This is a genomic window from Natribaculum luteum (assembly GCF_023008545.1).
GTDB lineage: Archaea > Halobacteriota > Halobacteria > Halobacteriales > Natrialbaceae > Natribaculum > Natribaculum luteum.
Map to the genome: position 1 here is coordinate 3534133 of NZ_CP095397.1, position 20010 is coordinate 3554142.

General features: G+C 65.5%; 18 protein-coding genes and 1 pseudogene. 4 read left to right on the top strand and 15 right to left on the bottom strand.

The genetic code is table 11. The features are described from left to right. Positions 1 to 18 precede the first annotated feature (18 nt). From MU558_RS18220 to MU558_RS18230, 3 genes are all read right to left on the bottom strand, one after another. Positions 19 to 1236 (bottom strand): CBS domain-containing protein, encoded by a 1218-nt coding sequence (locus MU558_RS18220; RefSeq protein WP_246975050.1) that lies wholly within the window; start codon positions 1234 to 1236, stop codon positions 19 to 21. Between the two features lie 224 nt (positions 1237 to 1460). Next, a complete protein-coding gene (locus MU558_RS18225) occupies positions 1461 to 2117 on the bottom strand; it encodes an HAD family hydrolase (RefSeq protein WP_246970488.1) in 657 nt (218 codons plus the stop codon). A gap of 73 nt (positions 2118 to 2190) precedes the next feature. Continuing rightward, positions 2191 to 2505, bottom strand: coding sequence for a hypothetical protein (locus MU558_RS18230; RefSeq protein WP_246970496.1), 315 nt, complete (start codon positions 2503 to 2505; stop codon positions 2191 to 2193). 133 nt (positions 2506 to 2638) lie between these two features. Here MU558_RS18230 and MU558_RS18235 point away from each other — a divergent pair, with 133 nt between their 5' ends. The 3 genes from MU558_RS18235 to MU558_RS18250 all read left to right on the top strand — a co-directional run bounded on the left by MU558_RS18235 (position 2639) and on the right by MU558_RS18250 (position 7141). Then, on the top strand, positions 2639 to 4369 hold the full coding sequence (locus tag MU558_RS18235) for an adenosylcobalamin-dependent ribonucleoside-diphosphate reductase (RefSeq protein ID WP_246970498.1): 1731 nt from the start codon (positions 2639 to 2641) through the stop codon (positions 4367 to 4369). Positions 4370 to 4490: 121 nt separating this feature from the next. Next, positions 4491 to 4958, top strand: a complete 468-nt coding sequence (locus MU558_RS18240; RefSeq protein WP_246970501.1) for a DUF2267 domain-containing protein — start codon at positions 4491 to 4493, stop codon at positions 4956 to 4958. A 518-nt stretch (positions 4959 to 5476) separates the two neighbouring features. Next, positions 5477 to 7141 (top strand): aldehyde ferredoxin oxidoreductase family protein, encoded by a 1665-nt coding sequence (locus MU558_RS18250; protein WP_246970505.1) that lies wholly within the window; start codon positions 5477 to 5479, stop codon positions 7139 to 7141. A 699-nt stretch (positions 7142 to 7840) separates the two neighbouring features. Here MU558_RS18250 and MU558_RS18255 read toward each other — a convergent pair. The 12 genes from MU558_RS18255 to MU558_RS18310 form a co-directional block, all read right to left on the bottom strand. After that, positions 7841 to 8770: a DUF7983 family protein gene (locus MU558_RS18255; RefSeq protein ID WP_246970507.1), complete on the bottom strand. Its 930-nt coding sequence runs from the start codon at positions 8768 to 8770 to the stop codon at positions 7841 to 7843. Positions 8771 to 8852: 82 nt separating this feature from the next. After that, positions 8853 to 9128 carry a ubiquitin-like small modifier protein 1 gene (locus MU558_RS18260; RefSeq protein WP_246970510.1) on the bottom strand — a complete coding sequence of 92 codons (276 nt, stop codon included), beginning with the start codon at positions 9126 to 9128 and terminating at the stop codon, positions 8853 to 8855. Positions 9129 to 9261: 133 nt separating this feature from the next. Further along, entirely contained in the window at positions 9262 to 9987 is a 726-nt protein-coding gene (locus MU558_RS18265) for an acyl-CoA synthetase family protein (RefSeq protein ID WP_246970512.1), read from the bottom strand. 37 nt (positions 9988 to 10024) lie between these two features. Then, positions 10025 to 11173, bottom strand: coding sequence for a molecular chaperone DnaJ (dnaJ, locus tag MU558_RS18270; RefSeq protein WP_246970514.1), 1149 nt, complete (start codon positions 11171 to 11173; stop codon positions 10025 to 10027). 112 nt (positions 11174 to 11285) lie between these two features. Further along, a complete protein-coding gene (gene dnaK, locus MU558_RS18275; protein WP_246970517.1) occupies positions 11286 to 13178 on the bottom strand; it encodes a molecular chaperone DnaK in 1893 nt (630 codons plus the stop codon). A 146-nt stretch (positions 13179 to 13324) separates the two neighbouring features. Further along, positions 13325 to 14248 carry a nucleotide exchange factor GrpE gene (locus tag MU558_RS18280; protein ID WP_246970519.1) on the bottom strand — a complete coding sequence of 308 codons (924 nt, stop codon included), beginning with the start codon at positions 14246 to 14248 and terminating at the stop codon, positions 13325 to 13327. Positions 14249 to 14359: 111 nt separating this feature from the next. Further along, positions 14360 to 14953: a DUF447 domain-containing protein gene (locus tag MU558_RS18285; protein WP_246970521.1), complete on the bottom strand. Its 594-nt coding sequence runs from the start codon at positions 14951 to 14953 to the stop codon at positions 14360 to 14362. Further along, a complete protein-coding gene (locus MU558_RS18290) occupies positions 14950 to 15801 on the bottom strand; it encodes a triphosphoribosyl-dephospho-CoA synthase (RefSeq protein ID WP_246970523.1) in 852 nt (283 codons plus the stop codon). The genes MU558_RS18285 and MU558_RS18290 overlap by 4 nt, the downstream gene beginning before the upstream one ends. A gap of 78 nt (positions 15802 to 15879) precedes the next feature. Continuing rightward, positions 15880 to 16653: a hypothetical protein gene (locus MU558_RS18295; protein ID WP_246970525.1), complete on the bottom strand. Its 774-nt coding sequence runs from the start codon at positions 16651 to 16653 to the stop codon at positions 15880 to 15882. A gap of 90 nt (positions 16654 to 16743) precedes the next feature. Then, the gene (locus tag MU558_RS18300) at positions 16744 to 17508 is read right to left on the bottom strand and encodes a beta/alpha barrel domain-containing protein (RefSeq protein WP_246970527.1); all 765 of its coding nucleotides are present in this window, start codon (positions 17506 to 17508) and stop codon (positions 16744 to 16746) included. A 3-nt stretch (positions 17509 to 17511) separates the two neighbouring features. After that, complete coding sequence (cofD, locus tag MU558_RS18305) at positions 17512 to 18504, bottom strand: 2-phospho-L-lactate transferase (protein ID WP_246970529.1); 993 nt, start codon at positions 18502 to 18504, stop codon at positions 17512 to 17514. A gap of 140 nt (positions 18505 to 18644) precedes the next feature. Further along, the gene (locus tag MU558_RS18310; RefSeq protein ID WP_246970531.1) at positions 18645 to 19355 is read right to left on the bottom strand and encodes a competence/damage-inducible protein A; all 711 of its coding nucleotides are present in this window, start codon (positions 19353 to 19355) and stop codon (positions 18645 to 18647) included. 289 nt (positions 19356 to 19644) lie between these two features. Between MU558_RS18310 and MU558_RS23555 the strand changes: the two are divergent. Continuing rightward, positions 19645 to 19823: pseudogene (locus MU558_RS23555) on the top strand (PD-(D/E)XK family putative nuclease); the annotation flags it as partial. Positions 19824 to 20010: the final 187 nt, after the last annotated feature.

Sequence of the window (20010 nt, forward strand, 5' to 3'; positions counted from 1 at the left end):
CGAACGAGAACGAAGCGATCACTCCTCGAGCAGCCAGCCGAAGCGTTTCTCCCAGAACTCTTCGCTCGGTGGCTTCTTGCTCCGTCCGTAGGTCTTCTCGTCGCGGATCTGTCGCTCGAGGACCTCGCGTGCCTCGTTGAGCGCGTGACTCGCGCCGTACCCCTCGCCGGAGGCGACGTACAGGCCCCGGTCGGTGTGCAGGCGGATGCGGGCGAGCAGGAGTGGTCGCCCGCGGCGGGTCTCGTCGTGTTCGTGGAGGTGGACCTTCGCGTCCAGCACGTTCATCTCGTGGTCTCTGTCGTCGAACTTCTCGACCATCGCCACGATCTCGTCGTAGGATACGTCGTCGACCATGTCGATCCCGTAGACCTGGACGCTCCGGTTGCCGCCGGCTTCCCACGTGAGCGAGTCGAGGACGTCGGTCTTCGTGACGATTCCGTGTGGGGAGCCGTCGTCCGTGACGACCAGCGACGACGCGTCGATCTCGAACATCTCGTCGACGGCCACGTCGAGCGTCTCGCTCGGCCGAATCGTCCGCACCGGCGAGGCCATGACGTCTCGAACTGGCAGATCCAGCATTCGTGCCGACTCTCCCTCCCGCGCGCCGAAGCCGCCGCGGCGTGCGCGAGCGGTGCTGGTGGATATCTCTCCCCCGAACGGGTCCCTCCCGCCGGCGTCACCGCCCTGGCTTTGCACCTCGGCTCGGACCGTGAGGTCGGTCACGTCGTAGAGGCTGAGGATGCCGACCGCCGTGTCGTCCTCGACGACCGGGAGGTGCGTAATTCGGTTCTCCCGGAAGACGTTGAGCGCGTTTCCGAGGGTCGACGCCGGGTCGACCGAGACGAGGTCGGCAGAGTGAGCCTCGGCGACGGTCGCCGCGTCGAGGAACGGCTCGACCTTCCGGAGGATCGCGTCGGCGGTGACGACGCCGATCAGCTCCCGTCCTTCGAACACGGGCAGCAACTGGGAATCGCCGTCGATCATGAGCTGTGCCACCTTGCGAATGTCCTCGTCGGGCGCGAGCCGGGGGACGTGCCAGGTGAGCGACTCGAGCTTTTCGTTGGGTTTGCGATGTGAGGTGACGAGTTGTCTCCTGGTGACGACCCCCTCGAACTCGTCGCCGTGTATCACGACGCCCTCGACGTCGGTATCCGCGAACGTCCCGACGAGCTTCGAGACGGGCGTCTCCGGAGTGAATTCGACGTATTCTTTCGAAACGATGTCAGCGATGTCCATGATCTGTGTGAGTTTGCTCGGTCGAGCGGTCTGTTCTCCTGTCGGGACGCCGCTGCCGGCAGCGTCCACCGAACAGCAGGTCCCCGACGATCGTTATCGTCACGCACGTCCTCGGTACCGAGGAGACGGCCGACGGCTCTCGTCGTGCGTCGATTGCGTCGCAAGTTGCGCTCCCGGGTCGCAGAACGTGACGTGCCTATATATAACTCGCAGGGGCCACCCGATCAGCGTTCGGCCCCGCCCGTCTCGACGACGTCGTGCTGTTCGAAGTAGAGGCGGAGTTTTCGCATCGACGTCACGACGTCGTCGCAGTACCGTTCGACGGCCTGCTCCGGGTCGTATCCGACGGCGGCCCCGGCCGCCTGGAGCATCGGGACGTCGGTCGCCCCGCCGCCGACCGCGATCGTCCGGTCGAGGTCGGTCCCCTCGGCGACGGCGAGTTCTACGAGCGCCTGATCCTTCTGGCCCTCGAGCAGCGGGCCGTCGACGTCGCCCGTCAGCGCACCGTTTTCCAGCACGAGTCGGTTCGCGACGAGGTGATCGACCGCGACCTCGGCTCGCTCGAGCGCCGCCTCCACGCCGCGCTCGAAACTGCCGGTAACGATCGCCACGGACACGTCGGATCGTCGGAGGTCGGTGAGCAACTCGGCAGCGCCGTCGCGCAACGTACACCGCTCGAACGCGGCGTCGACGCGCTCTTCCGGCATTCCTTCGAGGAGCGAGACGCGCTGTCGGAGGCTCGTCTCGAAGTCCACCTCGTCGCGCAGCCCCTGCTCGAGGAGGCCACGAATCTCACTCCCGACGTCGTACTCTCTGCCGAGGAGAACCGAGAGATCCCACTGGGTGAGTGTCTCGTCGAAGTCGAAGGCAACGAGCGTCATGGACAGTTCTTCGTCGGCCACGTCAATAATACCCACTCGAGGGCGGGTCGGCACACAGTCACGTCCGACAGGATCACTCGTACTCGATTCCGCGCAGTTCGTACCGATACGTCCGCGGCTCCTTTTTGACGACGAGATACTGCGCGTTTCGCGCTCGCTCGAGTCTGTCGAAGTGCGTTCCCAGATCGCCGGGGTTCAGGGCGTGGGAATCGTCTTCCAGACCGAACCGGAGGGTGGCCCTCCGCTGGCGGACATCGTCTACCTGTTTCGCTTCGACCGCCAGAACGTCGCCGGTGTTGCCGACGTCGACCATGCCGGTGAGCTCCCACGTGTGGTCGCCGTACTGTACCTCCGCGCCGCCGAGTTCCGGCCACTCCGTCTCGACCATACGAGGTTGTACCAGCAACACCCAGATCGTCTTTCGGGTACTCACGCGACCGAGAACGTCTTCACGCTCGTCAGGTCGGTCCCCGGTCGACGAGCGGCCAATCTCTTACTGTCTGCGACCCGGAGTACGAGATATGGACACACTCGACACAGTCGCCGAGACGGTCCTCCGTCGGCGGTACCTGCAACGCGACGAGGACGGCGAGGTCGTCGAGACGCCAGCGGAACTCTTTGGTCGCGTCGCGGAAACCCTCGCCCAGGTCGAAGCGCGATTCGGCGGCGACGTCGACGCGACCGAACGGGCGTTCTACGAGGCGATGACCGCCCTCGAGTTCCTCCCCAACTCGCCGACGCTGATGAACGCCGGGACGGACCTCCAGCAACTCGCCGCCTGCTTCGTCCTGCCGATCGAGGACTCCCTCGAGTCGATCTTCACCGCGCTCGAACAGACCGCGCTGGTCCACCAGAGCGGTGGCGGCACCGGCTTTTCGTTCTCGAACCTCCGCCCCGAAGGCGACGTCGTGATGAAGACGGACGGCGTGGCGTCGGGGCCGGTGAGTTTTATGCGGATCTTCGACGCCGCCACCGAGCAGATCAAACAGGGCGGCCGTCGACGCGGGGCGAACATGGGCGTCCTCGAGGCGTCTCACCCCGACGTCCAGTCGTTCGTCACCGCCAAGGCGGAGACGGACGCCTTCCAGAACTTCAACCTCTCGGTGGCGACCGACGCGGCGTTCTGGGCAGCCTCCGACGCCGACGAGCCCTACGCCCTCGTCAATCCGCGGACGGGCGAGGTCGTCGAGCGGATCGATCCCGACGCTCTCTTCGATCTGATCGCCGAGATGGCCTGGGAGACCGGCGACCCCGGCATCCTCTTTCTGGACGCGATCAACGAGGACAACCCGACGCCACACCTCGGTCGACTCGAGGCGACGAACCCCTGCGGCGAGGTGCCGCTGCTCCCCTACGAGGCCTGCGTCCTCGGGTCGATCAACCTCGCCCGGCACACCGACGGCGACGAGATCGACTGGGCGAAACTCCGCGAGACCGTCCACCTCGCCGTGCGCTTTCTCGACGACGCCATCGAGGCGTCGACGTTTCCGGTCCCGGAAATCGAGGCGACGATGGCCAGAACCCGCAAGATCGGCCTGGGCGTGATGGGCTTTCACGACCTGCTCATCGACCTTCGCGTCCCGTACTACTCGGCGGAGGCCGTCGCAGTCGCCGACGAGGTGATGGCGTTCGTCCACGACGAGTCGTGGGCGGCCTCGAGAGAACTGGCTGCGGAACGCGGGCCGTTTCCGGAGTGGGACGACTCCACCCGCGAGGAGCCGATGCGCAACGCCACGACCACCACCATCGCCCCCACGGGGACGATCTCGCTCATCGCCGGCTGCTCGGCCAGCATCGAACCGATCTACAACGTGGCCTATACGAAACACGTCGTGGGCGGCCTCGAGATCGTCGACGATCGGTTCGTCGACCTCGCGAAAGAGCGCGGATTCTACTCCGAGGACCTCGTGGCGGACCTCCGCGACCGAACCACGATCCAGGACGTCGAGGAGATACCCGACGACGTGAAGCCGCTGTTCCACACGGCCCACGACGTGCCCGCCGAGGGCCACCTCCGCATCCAGGCCGCGTTCCAGGAACACGTCGACAACGCGGTGAGCAAGACGGTGAATCTCCCCCGATCGGCGTCCGTCGAGGACGTCGCGGACGTCTTCCGCACCGCACGGGACCTCGGCGTCAAGGGTGTCACCGTCTTCCGGAGCGGAGCGAGGCCCGAACAGGTGCTCGGCGAAGACCCCCTCAAGGAGGAGTGTGTGAGCGAGTGCGACTACGTCGCCACGCGCGAGGAGTAAAGACAGCGTCGCTCGAGGCGAACAGCGCTCGACCGACCCGAGGACAGCGATTCGCGACGCCGGGATCAGCCCCGCAATCCCCGCCAAGATTCACCATGCTCCGTGTGGACGTGTTAGCCGCATGAACTTCGACGAGTTCACAGGCCAGATTCAGCACCGACTCGAACTTCCGGACACGGGCAGGACGGTCCGCACGATCCGGGCGACGCTCACGACGCTCGGCCAGCGCATCCCCGAAGGGAACGCCGAGGATCTCGCCGCGTCGCTCCCGATGGAGATCGGCTGGTACCTGACCGGAGCCGTCCACGAACACGGCCAGCGGTTCGACTGGCACGAGTTCGTCGACCGGGTCAGCGAGATCGAGAACGTAGACGCACCAGAGGCGGCCTACCACTCCCGGGTCGTCGTCGATCTCGTGCGGACGGCGGTTCCACCCTCGGACTTCCAGCAGCTTCGCGACCAGCTTCCCGAGAGCGAAGACGACGAGAACTGGCGCAAGCTCTTCGAAGTCGTCGACGCCGGCGGCTGGGGCGAGGCCGAAGAGGCTCAGACTGGCGGCGGGCCACAGTCCGAAGACGACTCGGAGTGACCCACTCGAGGACCGACGGTCCTGAAACGGGTCGCACGTCCACCACCGGTCGTCGGGCCACCACCGTCCGCTAGAAAAGTATGTGTACCGAACAGACAGTGTTCCTGGTCGCAAGAAGATCATTTCTGCCTGATATAACTATTTAGGTCCGATTGTACTATGGCAGTACATGGAGCCGAAAGTTGAACGTCGCTGTCATATACTGTTTGCTCTCGCCCTGGTTCTACTTACAGTTGGCGTCGGCTACTGCGTTATCTTCGAGACGTGTCTGGCGGACTTTCTGGTCGTCGTTGCGGGACTTTTCGTCGGGTGGATCGCGTTGTTATACTGTCTGGGGAATGCCTCGTTCTGGCGGTAGCTCGACGCTCGACCCGCGCTCCGTCCGCCAGGATCGACGCTGCCGACCGCTCGCCTTCACGACGGCCGTTCCACCCGCCGTCGATAGGCTGGCCCTGCGATCGAATCGGCGACGGCATCGGATTGATACAATCTATATTTCTCGCCACGTACGTCCCAGTATGCGCCACGCTACTGGTCCGCTGCTCACCGTCGACGTGAGCGATCGAACCGCGACGAAAACGGACGTCGACGACGTCCTCGAGACGTACGTCGGCGGTCGAGCCGTCGCGACAGCGCTCGCACACGAACGCATCCCGTTCGACGCCGATCCGTTCGGTCCGGAAAACCGGGCGTACCTCTCGACCGGCCCGCTCCAGCAGAGTCGGATGTCCTTTACCGGCCGGATGAACATGACCGGCCTCTCGCCGCTGACCGACGGTCTCGTCTCGACGAACGCTGGCGGCTACCTCTCGCGAAACTTCACGAGCGCCGGCATCAGCGTCCTCGAGGTCGTCGGCGAGAGCGACGAGTTGCTCGCCATCCACGTCACCGACGACGGCGTCGAGTTCGAGGCGGTGCCCGAACTCGAGGGAGCCACCGTCCCCGAAACGTCCGACTACGTGGCCGAGCACCACGACCTCGGGCCGGAACACTGCATCGCGATCGGACCCGCAGGTGAGAACCTCGTGCGCTTCGCCTCGGTGATGACGTTCGACTCGCGGGCGTTCGGCCGCGGCGGCCTCGGCGCGGTGCTCGGGTCGAAAAACGTCAAGTGCGTCACCTTCGACGGCGATGCCGACCCAGACGTCGAGATCCCGCCAGTACAGATGGACGTCCACCGCGAGGCCGCGACGTCGGACGACCTGATGCGACGCCAGGGGACGACCGGCGGCACGGAGTTCATCAACGACAACTTCTCGCTGCCGACGCGGTACTTCCAGGAGTACCAGTTCGAGAACGTCGAGGGAATCGGCGGCAACGCCGTCGAGGAGAAAAAGTACAAGAAAGGCGCGTGTTCGGCGTGTGCCTACGCCTGCAAGCTGCCCACCCGCGACGAGGAGACTGGCGTCGAGACCGAGGGGCCGGAGTTCGAGACCGTCTACGCCTTCGGCTCCAGCCACGGCGTCGGCGACATCGTCGACGTGATGAAGGCGAACGAACTGTGTGACACGCTCGGCATGGACACCATCTCTGCAGGCGTGACCGTCGCGGCCTACCTCGCCGCAGAAGACGAGTTCGGCAACGCCGACCTCGCACAGGAGGTCACCGAAAAGATTGCCTACCGCGAGGGCATCGGCGACGACCTCGCGGAAGGCGTCGCCCGCGTCCACGACGACCTGGGCGTCGACGACTACACCGTCAAGGGCATGGAGTTCGCCGCCCACGACGGTCGCGTCCTCCACGGACAGGGGCTGTCCTACGCCGTCGCCAACCGGGGTGGCGACCACATGTACGCCGGCATGCTCAGTCTCGAGTACAGCGGCGAACTCGATCCAGAGGGGACGCTCGGCAAGGCCGAGACGCTCGTCGAACAGGAAAATCGCGCCGCCTTCCGCGACTCCGGGATCGTCTGTGCCTTCGGCAGCGACTACGTGACCGACGACCGCCTCGAGGCGCTGTTCGACGCCGACCACGACGCGTTGCTCGAGGTGGGGGCGAAGACGGTCGAACTCGAACGCCACTTCAACAACCAGCGCGGCTTCGACCGCGAGGACGACCGTCTCCCCTACGAGATTCCAGATCTCGAGGCGGCGATCGGCGAGTACTACGACGCCCGCGACTGGAACGACGACGGGACCGTCCCCGACGCCACGGTCGACCTGGTCGCACCCTCGGCGGACTGATCCCCAGTCGGGGGTGTCACAGAACCCTTTCCACGGTGTTGATTACACCCACTTCGGTGGTGAATTGACCGATACGTAGGTCGTGCGTATTTATTGCTGGACATTCTGCCAGTTTCAATAGATGTTCTCGCTGCCGTGCAAGATACAAAGCGCGAACTGAACGAACTTAGAATTATATTATAGTAGTTAAATTAAAATTGAAGTAATATATAATAAAATTACTGTGCTATTTTATTCTCACTTGGCATAATTGCAACCGTAGTTGAGATATTTTTGTGTATTGATATGGGGTGGGTCATTCTGAGCAATCACTCACCTCATATTCAGACGGTATCAAAGAATTTAATCACTGGAAATTGTATTTTTGATATAATGTGACCGTCTCGGATGACAGCACAGGATCAGTTCCTGTAAAGCGGCTACTTCGCGGGTGGGCGGTCATTATGTTACTCGTTGCTATCGGTGCGTATCTGTTGGGAGGGAATGGTGCCTTTGGAACCATAGTGGATATTTTAGGTCCGGCCACGGTCTTGGTCAGCTTCGGGTTACTGGCTTGGAAGTATGAGGTTGAAAACTGATTGGTCCCGAGGATACCGTCTATGAGGGTATACTCTCTATAGTCACCGATTTGCTGCATAGACCCTCTGACTTATCGAATCAGGGCGCTCACATCGTAGATCATGCCGTTCTATGACATCGCTAGTCGGCCGACAGCGCCTCGTCGATCCGATCCTCGAGGTCCTCGAGTTCCGCGCGGAGTTGCTCGCCGTCTTCGCCCTCGAGTTCGTCGATCCTGTCGGCGAGTCCCTGCAGGCGCGAGAACTTCTCGTCCTCGTCGACGCCCGTCTTCTGGGCATAGACCTGTTCGTCGACGTCGTACACCTCCGCTTCGGAGAGGTCGGTCGCGGCGACCACGACGTCGAGTTTGTCCGGGTCGATCCCGAGTACCCACTCGTGGGGAACGCCGTGCTCGTCGAGCGCGTCGAGCACCGTCGCCTCGTCTTTCGGCCGTCGTCGCTCACGCGTCGTCCGGTGGACCGTTCCGAACCGGCCGCGCAGCGACTGACCCGGTCCCAGGCGGTCGAGTACCACCTCGCTGGCCTCCCGCCGAAGCCGGTCGGCACCGCGCTGGACGTCCGACAGCAGGACGTACCGATCGGCCAGTGCGTCGGTCTCGAGCGACCCCGGATCGTCCACCTCGTGTCGCTCGAGGTGGTCTGCGAGCAACAGCGCGTCGTCGTGGAGGCGCTCCGGTCGCGTGCGTGCCGCCGCGGGTGAGACGAGGTACGGCGTCTCGCCGGCCGTCGCGTCCTCGGGTGCGTACGTGACGGCGTCGTCGTCGACCGCGTACTCGTCGGACAGCGTCAGGACCGTCGCGTACGGTTCGATGCCGGGCGTCAACTGCGTGACGTCGATCGGCCCGTCTGCCAGTCGATCCACGAATAGCTCGAACTGTTCGCGTCCCAGCGGGCGCTCCTCGCCGCTGTCGGTAAAGCGGACGACGATTCGATCGCCGTAGGTCGCGCCGATCCGAAACCGCCGCTCGGAGACTGGCGTCACGAGTTCTGCGCCTGGCTCGAGTCGCTCACAGGCCGTTCGAAGGTCTCGCCAGCGGTCGTCGGCTGTCATACGCTATCTTTCGACAGTCACCGCGAAAAAGAGTGGCCCCGAGGATACCGTGTCCGGCTGGCCGGTCGACCGCCAAAGCACCCTACCCACCGTAGACCGACGGCACAAGCCGGTAGACGTCCCCGTCCTCGAGTTCGGTCTCGAGGCCGTCGATGTGCCGAACGTCCTTCTTGTTCTTCGTGACGACCGTCTCCCCGGCCAGGTCGTCGCCGTCGACGAGTCGCCCCTCGAGAACCGGGTACTCGGTCTCGAGGTCGGCGAGGAGGTCACCGACCGTCTCGGCGTCGGTCTCCCAGTCGACGGCCTCCTCGCCGACGTCCTCGCGAAACGGACCGAAGAAGAGACACTCGAGTTGCATACGCGTGCGTTTCGCGCGTCGGCTCTTGTAACCGCCGGTCGCGACGAGAGCCCCACAACGATGAATGCGAGTCAGTTCCGACGCACCCGCCGGACGGCTCACGGTTTTCGGGACACAGGGACAGCAGGCAGCATCAGAGCGGGACGCGCTCGAGGTCGATCCGCTCGAGGTCGCCGTCACCGCCGACGGCGACGTCGGCGCGGTCGGCGACGGTACCCTCGTCCAGCAGCACGATCGTTCCCCCGGCGAGCAACGGCGCGATCAGGCCCGCCGTTACCGCCCGGTGGTCGGACAGCGCTCCCGCGACGGCGACCCGCGTGTCTTCGTCGAGTTCGTATTCGTCGGCGACCGCCGACGCCGCGGTCACGACGTCGCCGTGTGAGACCGTCCGTTCGCCGTCGGAGAGCAACGGCGTCTCCGGATCGATCGAGAGCGGCGGGAACGACGGGTTCTCGCTCCACAGCCCCGCGTCGAAGTGGTGAACGTCCGGCCGTTCCGGCTGCGTCCCGTATCCCACGCGCTGGGCACCCTGGGGGACGTCGTAACGCTCGAGGTCGTCGACGGGGGCGACGAGCGTCCGGAAGTCGGCCTCGTCCGCGAGGCTCGTCGGTGGATCGAACCGCGTCGTCGCCTCGAGCAGGGCCGTCCCGAAAAACGCGAGCAGCGCAAAGGGGCTATCGCCGACGACGCCGACGGATACCCCGTTTCGGACGCCGCTGTGGCGCAGGAAGTTTCCCGCCTTCCACGTGGACGTACAGAACCAGTGGTAGTCGAACTCGCGACCCGTCGCGTCCTCGAGCGCCGGCCGTTCGCTCCGTCGGTCCCGCGTCAACAGGTCGTCGACCGTCTCCGCGTCCATACCGGATGTTCCGGTTGCGGAGCCAAAAGGACGCCGATCAGAAACTCGACTTGAGTCGCTCGAAGAAGCCCTGCTCGACGTCGATCTCCTCGCCGCCGGCCTCGGCGAACGCCTCGAGGGCCTCGCGCTGTTCCGCGTTCAGGCTCTCGGGGGTGACGACCTGTACCTGCACGTAGAGGTCGCCGTAGCCCCGCCGCTGGAGGCGAGGCATTCCCTTCTCCTCGAGGTGGAACGTCTCGCCGCTCTGGGTCCCCTCGGGAATCTCGAGTTCGACCGGGCCGTCGAGCGTGGGCACTTCGACGGTGTCGCCGAACGTCGCCTGCGGGAACGAGATCGGCAGCCGGTACCGGAGGTCGTCGCCGTCGCGTTCGAACTCCTCGTGCTCTGCGATCGAGATGTCGATCAGCAGATCGCCGTTGGGTCCGCCGTTTGGACTCGGCGCACCCTCGCTTTCCATCCGAAGGGTCTGGCCGTCGCGGATGCCCGCTGGCACCTCGACAGACAGCGTCGCCTCCTGGCGGACGTATCCCTCGCCGTGACACTCGCTGCAGGTCTCGGAGTACAGCGTCCCCTCGCCCTCACAGCGGGGACAGGTCGTCGTCTGCTGGACGCGACCGAGCGGCGTCTGCTGGACCTGCGTGACCTGCCCGCGACCCTGGCACTCGGGACAGGTCCGCGCGTCGGCCTCCGGCGGATGACCGGCGCCGTCACACTCCTCACACTCCTCGGGCCGTTCGATCGTGAACTGCTTTTCGACGCCCTCGTAGGCCTCCTCGAGGCCGATCTTCAGGGCGGTCCGGAGGTCCTGACCCTTGCGCGGACGGTCGCGACCGCGGCCACCGCCGCCGAAGAACTGCTCGAAGATGTCACCGAGGCCGCCGCCCATGCCCCCGGCGCCGCCCATGCCACCGAACGGGTCGCCACCCATGCCTCCGGCACCGGCGTCGAAGCCGTGTTTTTCGGCCTGTTCGAACCGGTCGTGGCCCATCCGGTCGTAGGCTTCCCGCTTTTCCTCGTCGGTCAGGATCTTCTTCGCCTTCTGGATCTTCTTGAACTTCTCTTCAGCGTCCGGATCGTCGCTGACGTCCGGATGGTACTCGGTTGCTTTCTTTCGGTAGGCCTGTTTGATCTCCTCGGTAGACGCGTCCCGACTCACACCGAGCACGTCGTAGAAGTCCTCGCTCATTCGTTGTACACCGATACTGTGTTGAGACACTTGAAAAACGCGCCTCGAGTCGAGGCGGAGAACGGAACGGTCAACAGACGGTTACGTGTCGGCTACGTGATGCAGTGGGTCGCTACTGCTCGTCGTCGTCTACGTCTTCGAAGTCGGCGTCGACGAACTCCTCGCCCTCACCGGCAGCGTCCTCGGGGCCGGGATTCGGACCGCCGCCCATTCCACCGGGACCAGCGCCGGCACCTGCGCCGGCACCGCCCGCGCCGGCGGCGGCACCCTGGTAGATCTGCTTGCCGATCTCCTGGAGCTCTTTGCTCAGCTCTTCGGTCGCGGCCTCGATCTCTTCTGCGCCGGCGTCGGTGTCGTCGATCGTCTCCTCCAGGTCTTCGACCGCGTCCTCGATGCTCGAGCGCAGGTCGTCGTCGACCTCGTCGTTCTCCTCGAGGAGGGTCTCGGCGCGCTGGATCGTCGCCTCGGCGGTGTTACGGGCTTCGATGCGTTCGCGGCGCTGCTTGTCCTCCTCGGCGTGTTCTTCGGCCTCGCGCTGCATGCGGTCGATCTCGGCGTCCGAGAGGCCAGCACCGCCCTCGATCGTGATCTCCTCGGTCGTGCCGGTCCCTTTGTCCTCGGCGGAGACGTTGACGATGCCGTTCTCGTCGATCGAGAACGTGACCTCGATCTGGGGGGTTCCGGCGGGTGCCGGCGGGATGCCGGTCAGGTGGAACTCGCCGAGCAGTTCGTTCTTCTCGGCGAGTTCACGCTCACCCTGGAAGACCCGCACCTGCACGGAGGTCTGGTTGTCCGCGGCGGTGGTGAAGATCTTCGACTCCTCGGTCGGGATCGTGGTGTTCTTCTCGATGAGGCGCTCGAAGAGGCCACCTTTGACTTCGATACCGAGCGAAAGCGGCGTGACGTCGAGCAGGACGATGTCGTCGACCTCGCCGCCGAGGACGCCGCCCTGGATCGCCGCGCCCAGCGCGACGGCCTCGTCGGGGTTGACGTTCTTCTGGGGCTCCTCGCCGATGAGTTCCTCGACCTTCTCGGAGACCTGGGGCATCCGGGTCGACCCGCCGACCAGGAGGACTTCGTCGATGTCGTCTTTGCTGTAGCCTGCGTCCTCGAGTGCCTGCTCGGTGGGTTCGACGGTGCGGTCGATCAGGTCCTGCGTGAGTGACTCGAACTTGGCACGGGTCAGCGACTCTTCCAGGTGGATCGGGCCGTCGTCGGTCGCCGTGATAAAGGGCAGGTTGATCTCGGTCTCCTTGCGCGAGGAGAGTTCGATCTTGGCCTCCTCGGCGGCGTCTTTGAGCCGCTGGAGGGCCTGGCGGTCCTCGCGGAGGTCGATGCCGTGTTCGTCCTCGAAGTTGTCGGCGAGCCAGTCGATGATGGCGTGGTCCCAGTCGTCCCCGCCGAGGTCGTTGTCACCGTTTGTGGCGACGACCTCGTAGACGCCGCCACCCAGATCCAGGATGGAGACGTCGAAGGTGCCACCGCCGAGGTCGTAGACGAGCACCGTCTGGTCGGACTCGTCGTCGAGTCCGTAGGCCATCGACGCGGCGGTGGGTTCGTTGATGATCCGTTCGACCTCGAAGCCGGCGATCTCGCCGGCGTCTTTGGTCGCCTGGCGCTGGCGATCGGAGAAGTACGCCGGGACCGTGATGACAGCCTTCTCGACTTCGTCACCCAGGTAGTCTTCGGCGTCGCGTTTGATCTTCTGGAGGATCATCGCCGAGATCTGCTGGGGCGTGTACTCCTCGCCCTCGATCTCGACGGTGTAGTCGTCTTCCCCCATGTGACGCTTGATCGAGGCGATCGTCCGCTCCGGGTTCTGGATCGCCTGATTCTTCGCCGGCTTCCCGACGAGTCGCTCGTCGTCGTCGGTGAAGGCGACGACCGAGGGCGTCGTTCGCTCACCCTCGGCGTTTACGATGATTTCCGGATCGCCGCCTTCCATGACGGCGAAAGCGCTGTTCGTCGTCCCGAGGTCGATACCGAGGATCTTGTTGCTCGCCATCTTGGAGGTAGTTATGCGCACTTTGTTTTAAAGGTTGCTACACGGGTCGAGGTGACGAATTAAATTCACGTCCGAGCGAACGTGGCAGCCGCTGCTGTGGACGTTATCGGTCTCGAGAAGTCTTCAAACGTACGTGTTCCGCGACGTTACTCGTCAGCGGGTTCGTCTTCGCGGTCGTCCGCGTCGACGTCGCCCTCGAGTTCGATCGCGTCGTCCTCGTCGCCGGCCTCGGACTCGTCGTCTCCCTCTTCGGACGCCAACTCGTCTTCGTCCTCGAGTTCGCCGTTGCTCACGGTCACCTGTGCGTTCTGGATGACCTTCTCGCCCATCTCGTAGCCGGACGTGTACACCTCGTCGATCGTTCCCTCTGGCAGCGCGCTGTCGACCGTAACCATCACCTCGTGGCGCTGGGGGTCGACCTCGGTCCCGGGTTCGGGGTCGATCTCCTCGACGTTCTCCTCGTCGAGGACGCGATCGAACTCCCGGAGGGTCATCTCGACGCCGTCGCGAAGCCCCTCGACGTCGCCGCTTTCCTCCTCGAGTGCGCGTTTCAGGTCGTCGCGGACGCTGACGAGTCGCGTGACCAGATCCTCGGTCGCGCGCTCTTCGAGCTGTTTCTGGCGCTTTTTCGCGCGCTTCTTGTAGTTCTGGAAGTCCGCCTGCGTCCGTTTGACGGCGCTTTCGAGCTCGTCGACCCGTTCGTCTTTCTCCTCGAGTTCCTGCTCGCGGTCGTCGAGTTCGTCCTGGAGGTTGCCGATCGTCTCGGCTTGCTCTTCGATCCGTTCGCGGAGGTCCTCGAGTTCGGCTCGCTGGGCCTGGACCGTCTCGTTGAGTTCCCGCGCCGTCTCGACGATCGAGTTGACGTCGTGGGCGAGTTCGTCGTCGTACTCGGTGACGCGATCGAGGATCTGCTGGACGTCCTCGCTCGTCTCGGGAGTACGTTCGGCGTCACCGTCCTCATCCCGCTCGGTTTCGGGCGCCGATGGAGCGTCCTCGGCGTCGGTCTCGTCGGCTTCGTCCGCGGACGAGACACCCTGGGCGGTCTGGTTCGTGCCCTCGTCTTCGCTCATGTCCGAGTCAAAGAACAGCGATAATAAAAGGGTTGAGGTACGCCGTCGCAAGTCCAGGTCGCGACCGTTGCGTCGCCGGTTTCGGCCGCCCGCTACCAGGGAATTGGCCGGTTACCACGAGGAGTACTGTCGAACACGCTCGATCGCCTCCCGCTCTCGCGGCCCGCCCGCCCGATCGACGACCGACGCGGCGTACTCGAGTCGATCGCGAAGCGTCGCGTCGTCGTAGCCGGCCACTTCGAGTCGAGACGCGGCGACCGTCGCCTCGATCACGGCACTGAACCCCCGGTTGATCGTCGGCACTCGCCGGTCGCGGACCGTCGACTCGAGCGGTCGGAGTACCCAGGCCTCCCATCGCGTCCCGTCCTCGGTACCCTCGTCGACCTGGTCGGCGGCGACGCGCACCCAGGCGTCGGCGGACTCGAGGACGGGATCGTCGCGCTCGGTGATCGACAGGGCGGCGTCGACGAAGTCGACGGGATCGCTGGTAAACTGGACGTAGCCGCCGCCCTGCCGGTGGAAGTTGCGGCGAGTGCGGGTGTTTCCCCAGGTTCGGGCGGTAACGGGATCGTCGGCGAACAGGCCGAGCGCCGCGACGTTCCAGCGGTCGTTCGGCCCGAGCGTCGTCACGATCGACTCCGTGACGCCGTGGAGATCGACGGGCCACGTCGCCGTCTCGTCCTCGCCGCCGGAATGCTCGCTCATACGTCGACGGCTTCGCGCTCTAGAGCGATGAACAGTCCGGCAGCGGTGAGGTCTGCCGTCGTCCCTGGATTGATCCCGCGCGCGACGAGGTCGTCGGCGAACCGTTCGACGGCCTCACGGTCGGTCGCGAACGCGTCGGCGTCTACGAGTTCGGCGGCCCGTTCCGTCACCTCCCGTGCGACGGCTTCGCCGCGACGCTTGACGACGAGCGTGTCCGGCCGGTCGGCGAGCAACGAGAGGAACGTCTCGGCGGCACGGTCCGGTAACGGGCCGTCGGCCGCGGCGATCCGCTCGGCCGCGGCGAACGACCGCTCGAAGCCGCTTACCCACTCGCGAGCGACGTCGTCACCGGGGACGCTGCGGTCCATCACGTCGAGCAGCGTCAGTCCGCGCTCCTCGAGAGCCGGAATCGCATCGCTCCCGCGGCGCACGTCCAGCGGTGCCATGTCCTCTGGCGGATCGGAGACGAAGACGTCCACGTGTTCGAACGCGCGGTAGAACGACGCGGCGTCGGCGACCGTCGTCTCCTCGACGACCGACTCGAGGACGGGCTGGGAGAGATCCTCGCGTGCGGCACAGACGAGCGGGACGAGCAACAGGAGCGCGCCGAACTGCGTGTTGCCGCCGCCCTGGTCGGCCATCTCCTCGACGCTTCGCTCGAACGCCGGGCCGACCGAGGCACCGCTGGCTGCCATCCGAAGACCGTTCCGTGCACCGACGGCACCCGCGAGGAAGTGTTCGAATCGCAGGTCTTCGAGGTCGCGGTGGCGGTCGACGTTCCCCGGTTTGGGCGTGCCGGCGACCTCGAGCAAGAGCGCCAGTTCTGCGTTCTGGTCGGGGCTGCGCATACCCGATGATGTGCGCCGAGGGGGTTTAGCAGTGATCGATGACGGCGGCCGTCACCGGTAGCACACTATCGACCGGCGTCAGGATCCAGGGCAGCCGAGTTCGTACGTATTCTCGATCTCGTCGTAGGGAAGTTCGATCGACACCGGTTCGTCGTACTCGGCGTACCGGGTCGTCGACGACGCGTGGGCCGATCCGTCGCCGCCCGTGACCTCGAACTCGAGCGTCGACTCGAGCGGCAGGTCCGTCTCCCGATCGATCCAGAGTTCGACCGTCACGTCCTCGACGTTCGGCCCGCCGAGGCCGGGGATCGACCCGCCCCCGGCCTGCTCCTCGTCGAGCGCACTCGCCGGCGGGTGACCGACGAGACGGACCGCTTCGCGTCCGTCGACGGTCCCGGTCCCGTTCCAGGTGAGCGACCCCTCCTCGAGCAACGAGAGCTGTGACGCCGCGGGCGTCAGGTCGAGCCAGTTGCCGTCGCTTTCTGCCTCCTCGACCGCCCAGCCGCCCCAGGGGCGAGGGCACTGCTGGTAGGTCGTTCGGTCGACGAGGAACGATTGCGTCGTCTCCCCGTCGGCGGTCGAGTTCGTCCGCATCTTCCGTTCGTCGACGTCGACGACGCTTCTGTGCTCGACCGTCATCTGCTCGGTCCGGTCGTTGGCGCTGGCGACGACACGAATCGTGCCGCTGGTTCGGTACGATTCGACCGCTTCGAGTCGGTCCTGTGACTGCTCGAGGGCGGCGACTGCCCGATCTTCTCTGGTCGGGTCCGGTTCGAGTGCCGAGCAGCCGGCGAGGACGACGGCGAGCGCGAGCGCGACCGCGAAACTGTCGTGGAGGGACGGCCGATTCATCGACAAAAGTATGTGTCTGTTACAGGAAAGTATTTTGATCGATCACTGGTGGTCGCACCGGCTCGGCCAGCCGTCGAACCACGAGCGCGTTCACCGCCCGTCGTCCGAGAACGGACCCGTCTCGAGCGCCAGCTGCCGATCGACGGCCTCGCGAACGCGCCGGCGGACGACTGGATCGTCGCTCGGCCGACCGATGCTCACCGCGTCCGCGCCGTACTCGACGTACTCCCGCACCGTCGCCTCGTCGCGAACGCCGTTGTTGGCGATCACGAACAGGTTCGTCGCCGCGGCGACGTCTTCGATCACGGACTCCGTGTCCATCGCGTCGACGTGGACGAACGACGCGCCCGCGGCCTCGAGGTCGGCGGCCAGTTCCGGGAGGTCGACGCCCGGCACTTCGGCCCGGACTTTCGTGCCGACGGTCGCGCCCGTCTCGGCCGCCGTCGCGACGTACTCACAGAGCCGGGAGCCGTCCCGGAGGAGCGTCTCGCCACAGCCGACGGCACAGAGTTCGTCCTGTCGACAGTGAGCGTTTATCTCGAGCAACGCCCCGTGGTCGCGACAGCACTCGGCGACCGGTCCGATCGGCTCGAGCGTCGCGCTCCGGACGTTGACCCCGGATACGATGGGGACGTCCTCGAGGGCGGCGAGCTGTCGGTCGACGAACGCGAGCGGATCGGGCGGAAGGAACTCCTCTCGGCCGCGGTCGACCATCCGTCTGGCGGCGTCTCGAGCGTCGTCGTCGAGCGCGATGCCGCCGAGGAAGGCTGCGCCGGCGTGATCGGCCCCGGCGCGTGCCCACGCGGCGTCGGATCGACCGCTCAGACTCGCCAGTGCGAGTGGTGGCGTGAACATCGATTACGAGACCAGTTCGATCGCTTCGGTCGCGGCGCGGACGACCCGTGCGGCGTCCTCTCGGCCGTCGATCCTGATGTCGGTTCGAATTGTCGGTCGGTCGAACGCCACGTCGTCGTTCTCGTCGACGACGAACGCGTCGGCGAAAGGGTACGCGGCCACGAGTCCACGGGTGCCTGGCTCCGCACCGACCGCGTCCATGAGGTCGGCGGCCGGTCCGGAGAACGGTTCGTCGCCGAGAAACGGCGAGACCGCGACGACCGTCGTATCGTGGAGCGCGTCGCCGACGCCCGGCAACGAGAGCATCGGGCCGATGCTCGTGATGGGATTCGACGGCCCGACGATGACGGTGTCCTCGAGCGACTCGAGGACGCCCGGTGCGGGTTCGGCCTTCGACGACCCGCGGAACTCGACGTTTTCGACCGCTGGTTCGCCGCCGCGTCCGACCCAGAACTCCTGGAAGTGCATCATTCCCTCGTCGGTATGAACGAGACTGGCGACGGGGTCGTCGCTCATCGGCACGACGTCGATCGTCAGCCCGAACGCGTCCGCGAGCGTCGCGGTGACTGCGCTCAGCGTCTCGCCCTGATCGAGGAGACTCGTTCGCGTGACGTGGACGGCGCGATCCCGGTCGCCGATCGTCATGAACTCGGCGACCCCCGAGAAGCGCCGCCAGCGAGCGATCTCCCGTCCGACGGTCTGCAACTCCTCGTCGAGGTACTGTGGCCCGTCGGGAAGCCCTGCCGCCGACGCGACGTTCCGCAGTGCGGTGTGCGTCCGGTGGGTGTCGCCGTCGATCCCCCACCACTTCTCGCGGTCGAGAACGCCACCACCCTGGAACAGCAGCGTGTCGACGTCCGGCGAGACGAACAGTCCGCCGATCTCGACGTCGTCGCCGGTGTTCGCGACGACCGTGATCTCCTCCGGTGAGAACGCGACGGCGGCGCCGTCCAGCATCTTCGGCGTCCCAGTGCCCCCGGAGAGAAACGTGACCATATCCCCCACTATTTCCGGTGGTACTTAATCCCTTGCGGCCCGACGCCGCGAGTTCCGACCGTCGTACGGACTTCCGTCCGTCGGTTCCGGCGCACCCGCGACCACGAGGGTGCCCCGGAACACGGGGACAGCAGCCCGTCTCACTCTCGCACTTCGGGACGCGTTCGCAACCACTCGTAGGCCCACGCAACCCGATCGCGACCCGGCGCAGAGACCTTGATTCGCTTGCGTTCGCCCTCGGGGTAACAGCCAACCCGGACGTCGAACCGTTCCCGGAGTTCGACCAGCAGTGGATTCAGGTTGCTCTCCGGGGCGTACGCGACGACCGTCCGCGAGGTGACGTCGCCCGAGAACTCCCCCTCGACGCGCTCGAAGACAGCTTTCATCTCCGACGGAATTCCCGGCAGCACGACGACGTTCTCGACGGCACAGCCGGGCATGATCCCCTCGTCGTTCGGGATCGGTCGCCCGCCGGCCGGGAACCGGGCCGCCCGCTCTAGATCGAACTCGAACTCGGGGTACTTCGCTTCGATCTCGCGGACCGTCTCCGCGACGTCTGCACGAGCGACCGTGTTTTCCTCGAGTGGCCGCTCGAGCGCCGCGGCGACTCCCTCGAGGGTCACGTCGTCGGGCGTCGATCCCAGTCCGCCGGTGACGACGACGTGATCGAACCGGGTGGCGAATTCGGCGACGGCCGTCTCGATCGACGCCTGCTCGTCGGGAACCACCCGAATTTCAGCGACAGCGACGCCGCTGTCGGTCAGCCGGTCGGCGAGCCACGTCGCGTTGCTGTTTTCTACCTCGCCGGCGAGGAGTTCGTCGCCGACGGTGAGTATCCCCGCGCTCGTCATGCGATCCGTCGTCGCTACGAGTGCTGTCGTATTCAACCTGTGGTCGCGCGAGACGGCGACGAAAGACGACCGTCTTTCGCGTTCGCTGATGCGTGAGTGTCGACTCGAGAGAAACGTTCTCCACGGCGCGTCGCTCCCGTCCGCTGTCCACCGTAGCTGACGTGGGACTACACGCGATCCGTATTCGAAGCCAGCGGCGGACCCTCTCGGTTCATACAGACCGCTGTACGCCCGTCCCGCAGCGACCGCGTCCCGTCGGGCGGTCGCTACGGCAAAGCGGGACAGCAAGACCGTATTAGAAGAACTCGCGGCCGAGAAGCGTCGGCTCGACCTCGAGCGCAGCTCGTGGCACGACGCGACGTTCGGCAACGGCACGCCCGTCGAGATCAAGCGCACGATGCTCGAGTACGTTGCCGATGCGGATGCCGCGACGACCAGCCTGGTAACGGGAAGGTCTACCGACCTCACGGGTGATTAGGATCGGCGATTCGATCGGCCAGACCCATCACGTGCTGGCTACAGCCGACGAAACTCTCGATCGCGTACTCGACAGACTCGACGAGGCGGCCATCGCTCACCTCCGATCTCGTGGTTCGTGTCCGTGTGCACTGACCGTTCTACCCGATCTTTTAAGTGTGTGTTGACGTACCATTCG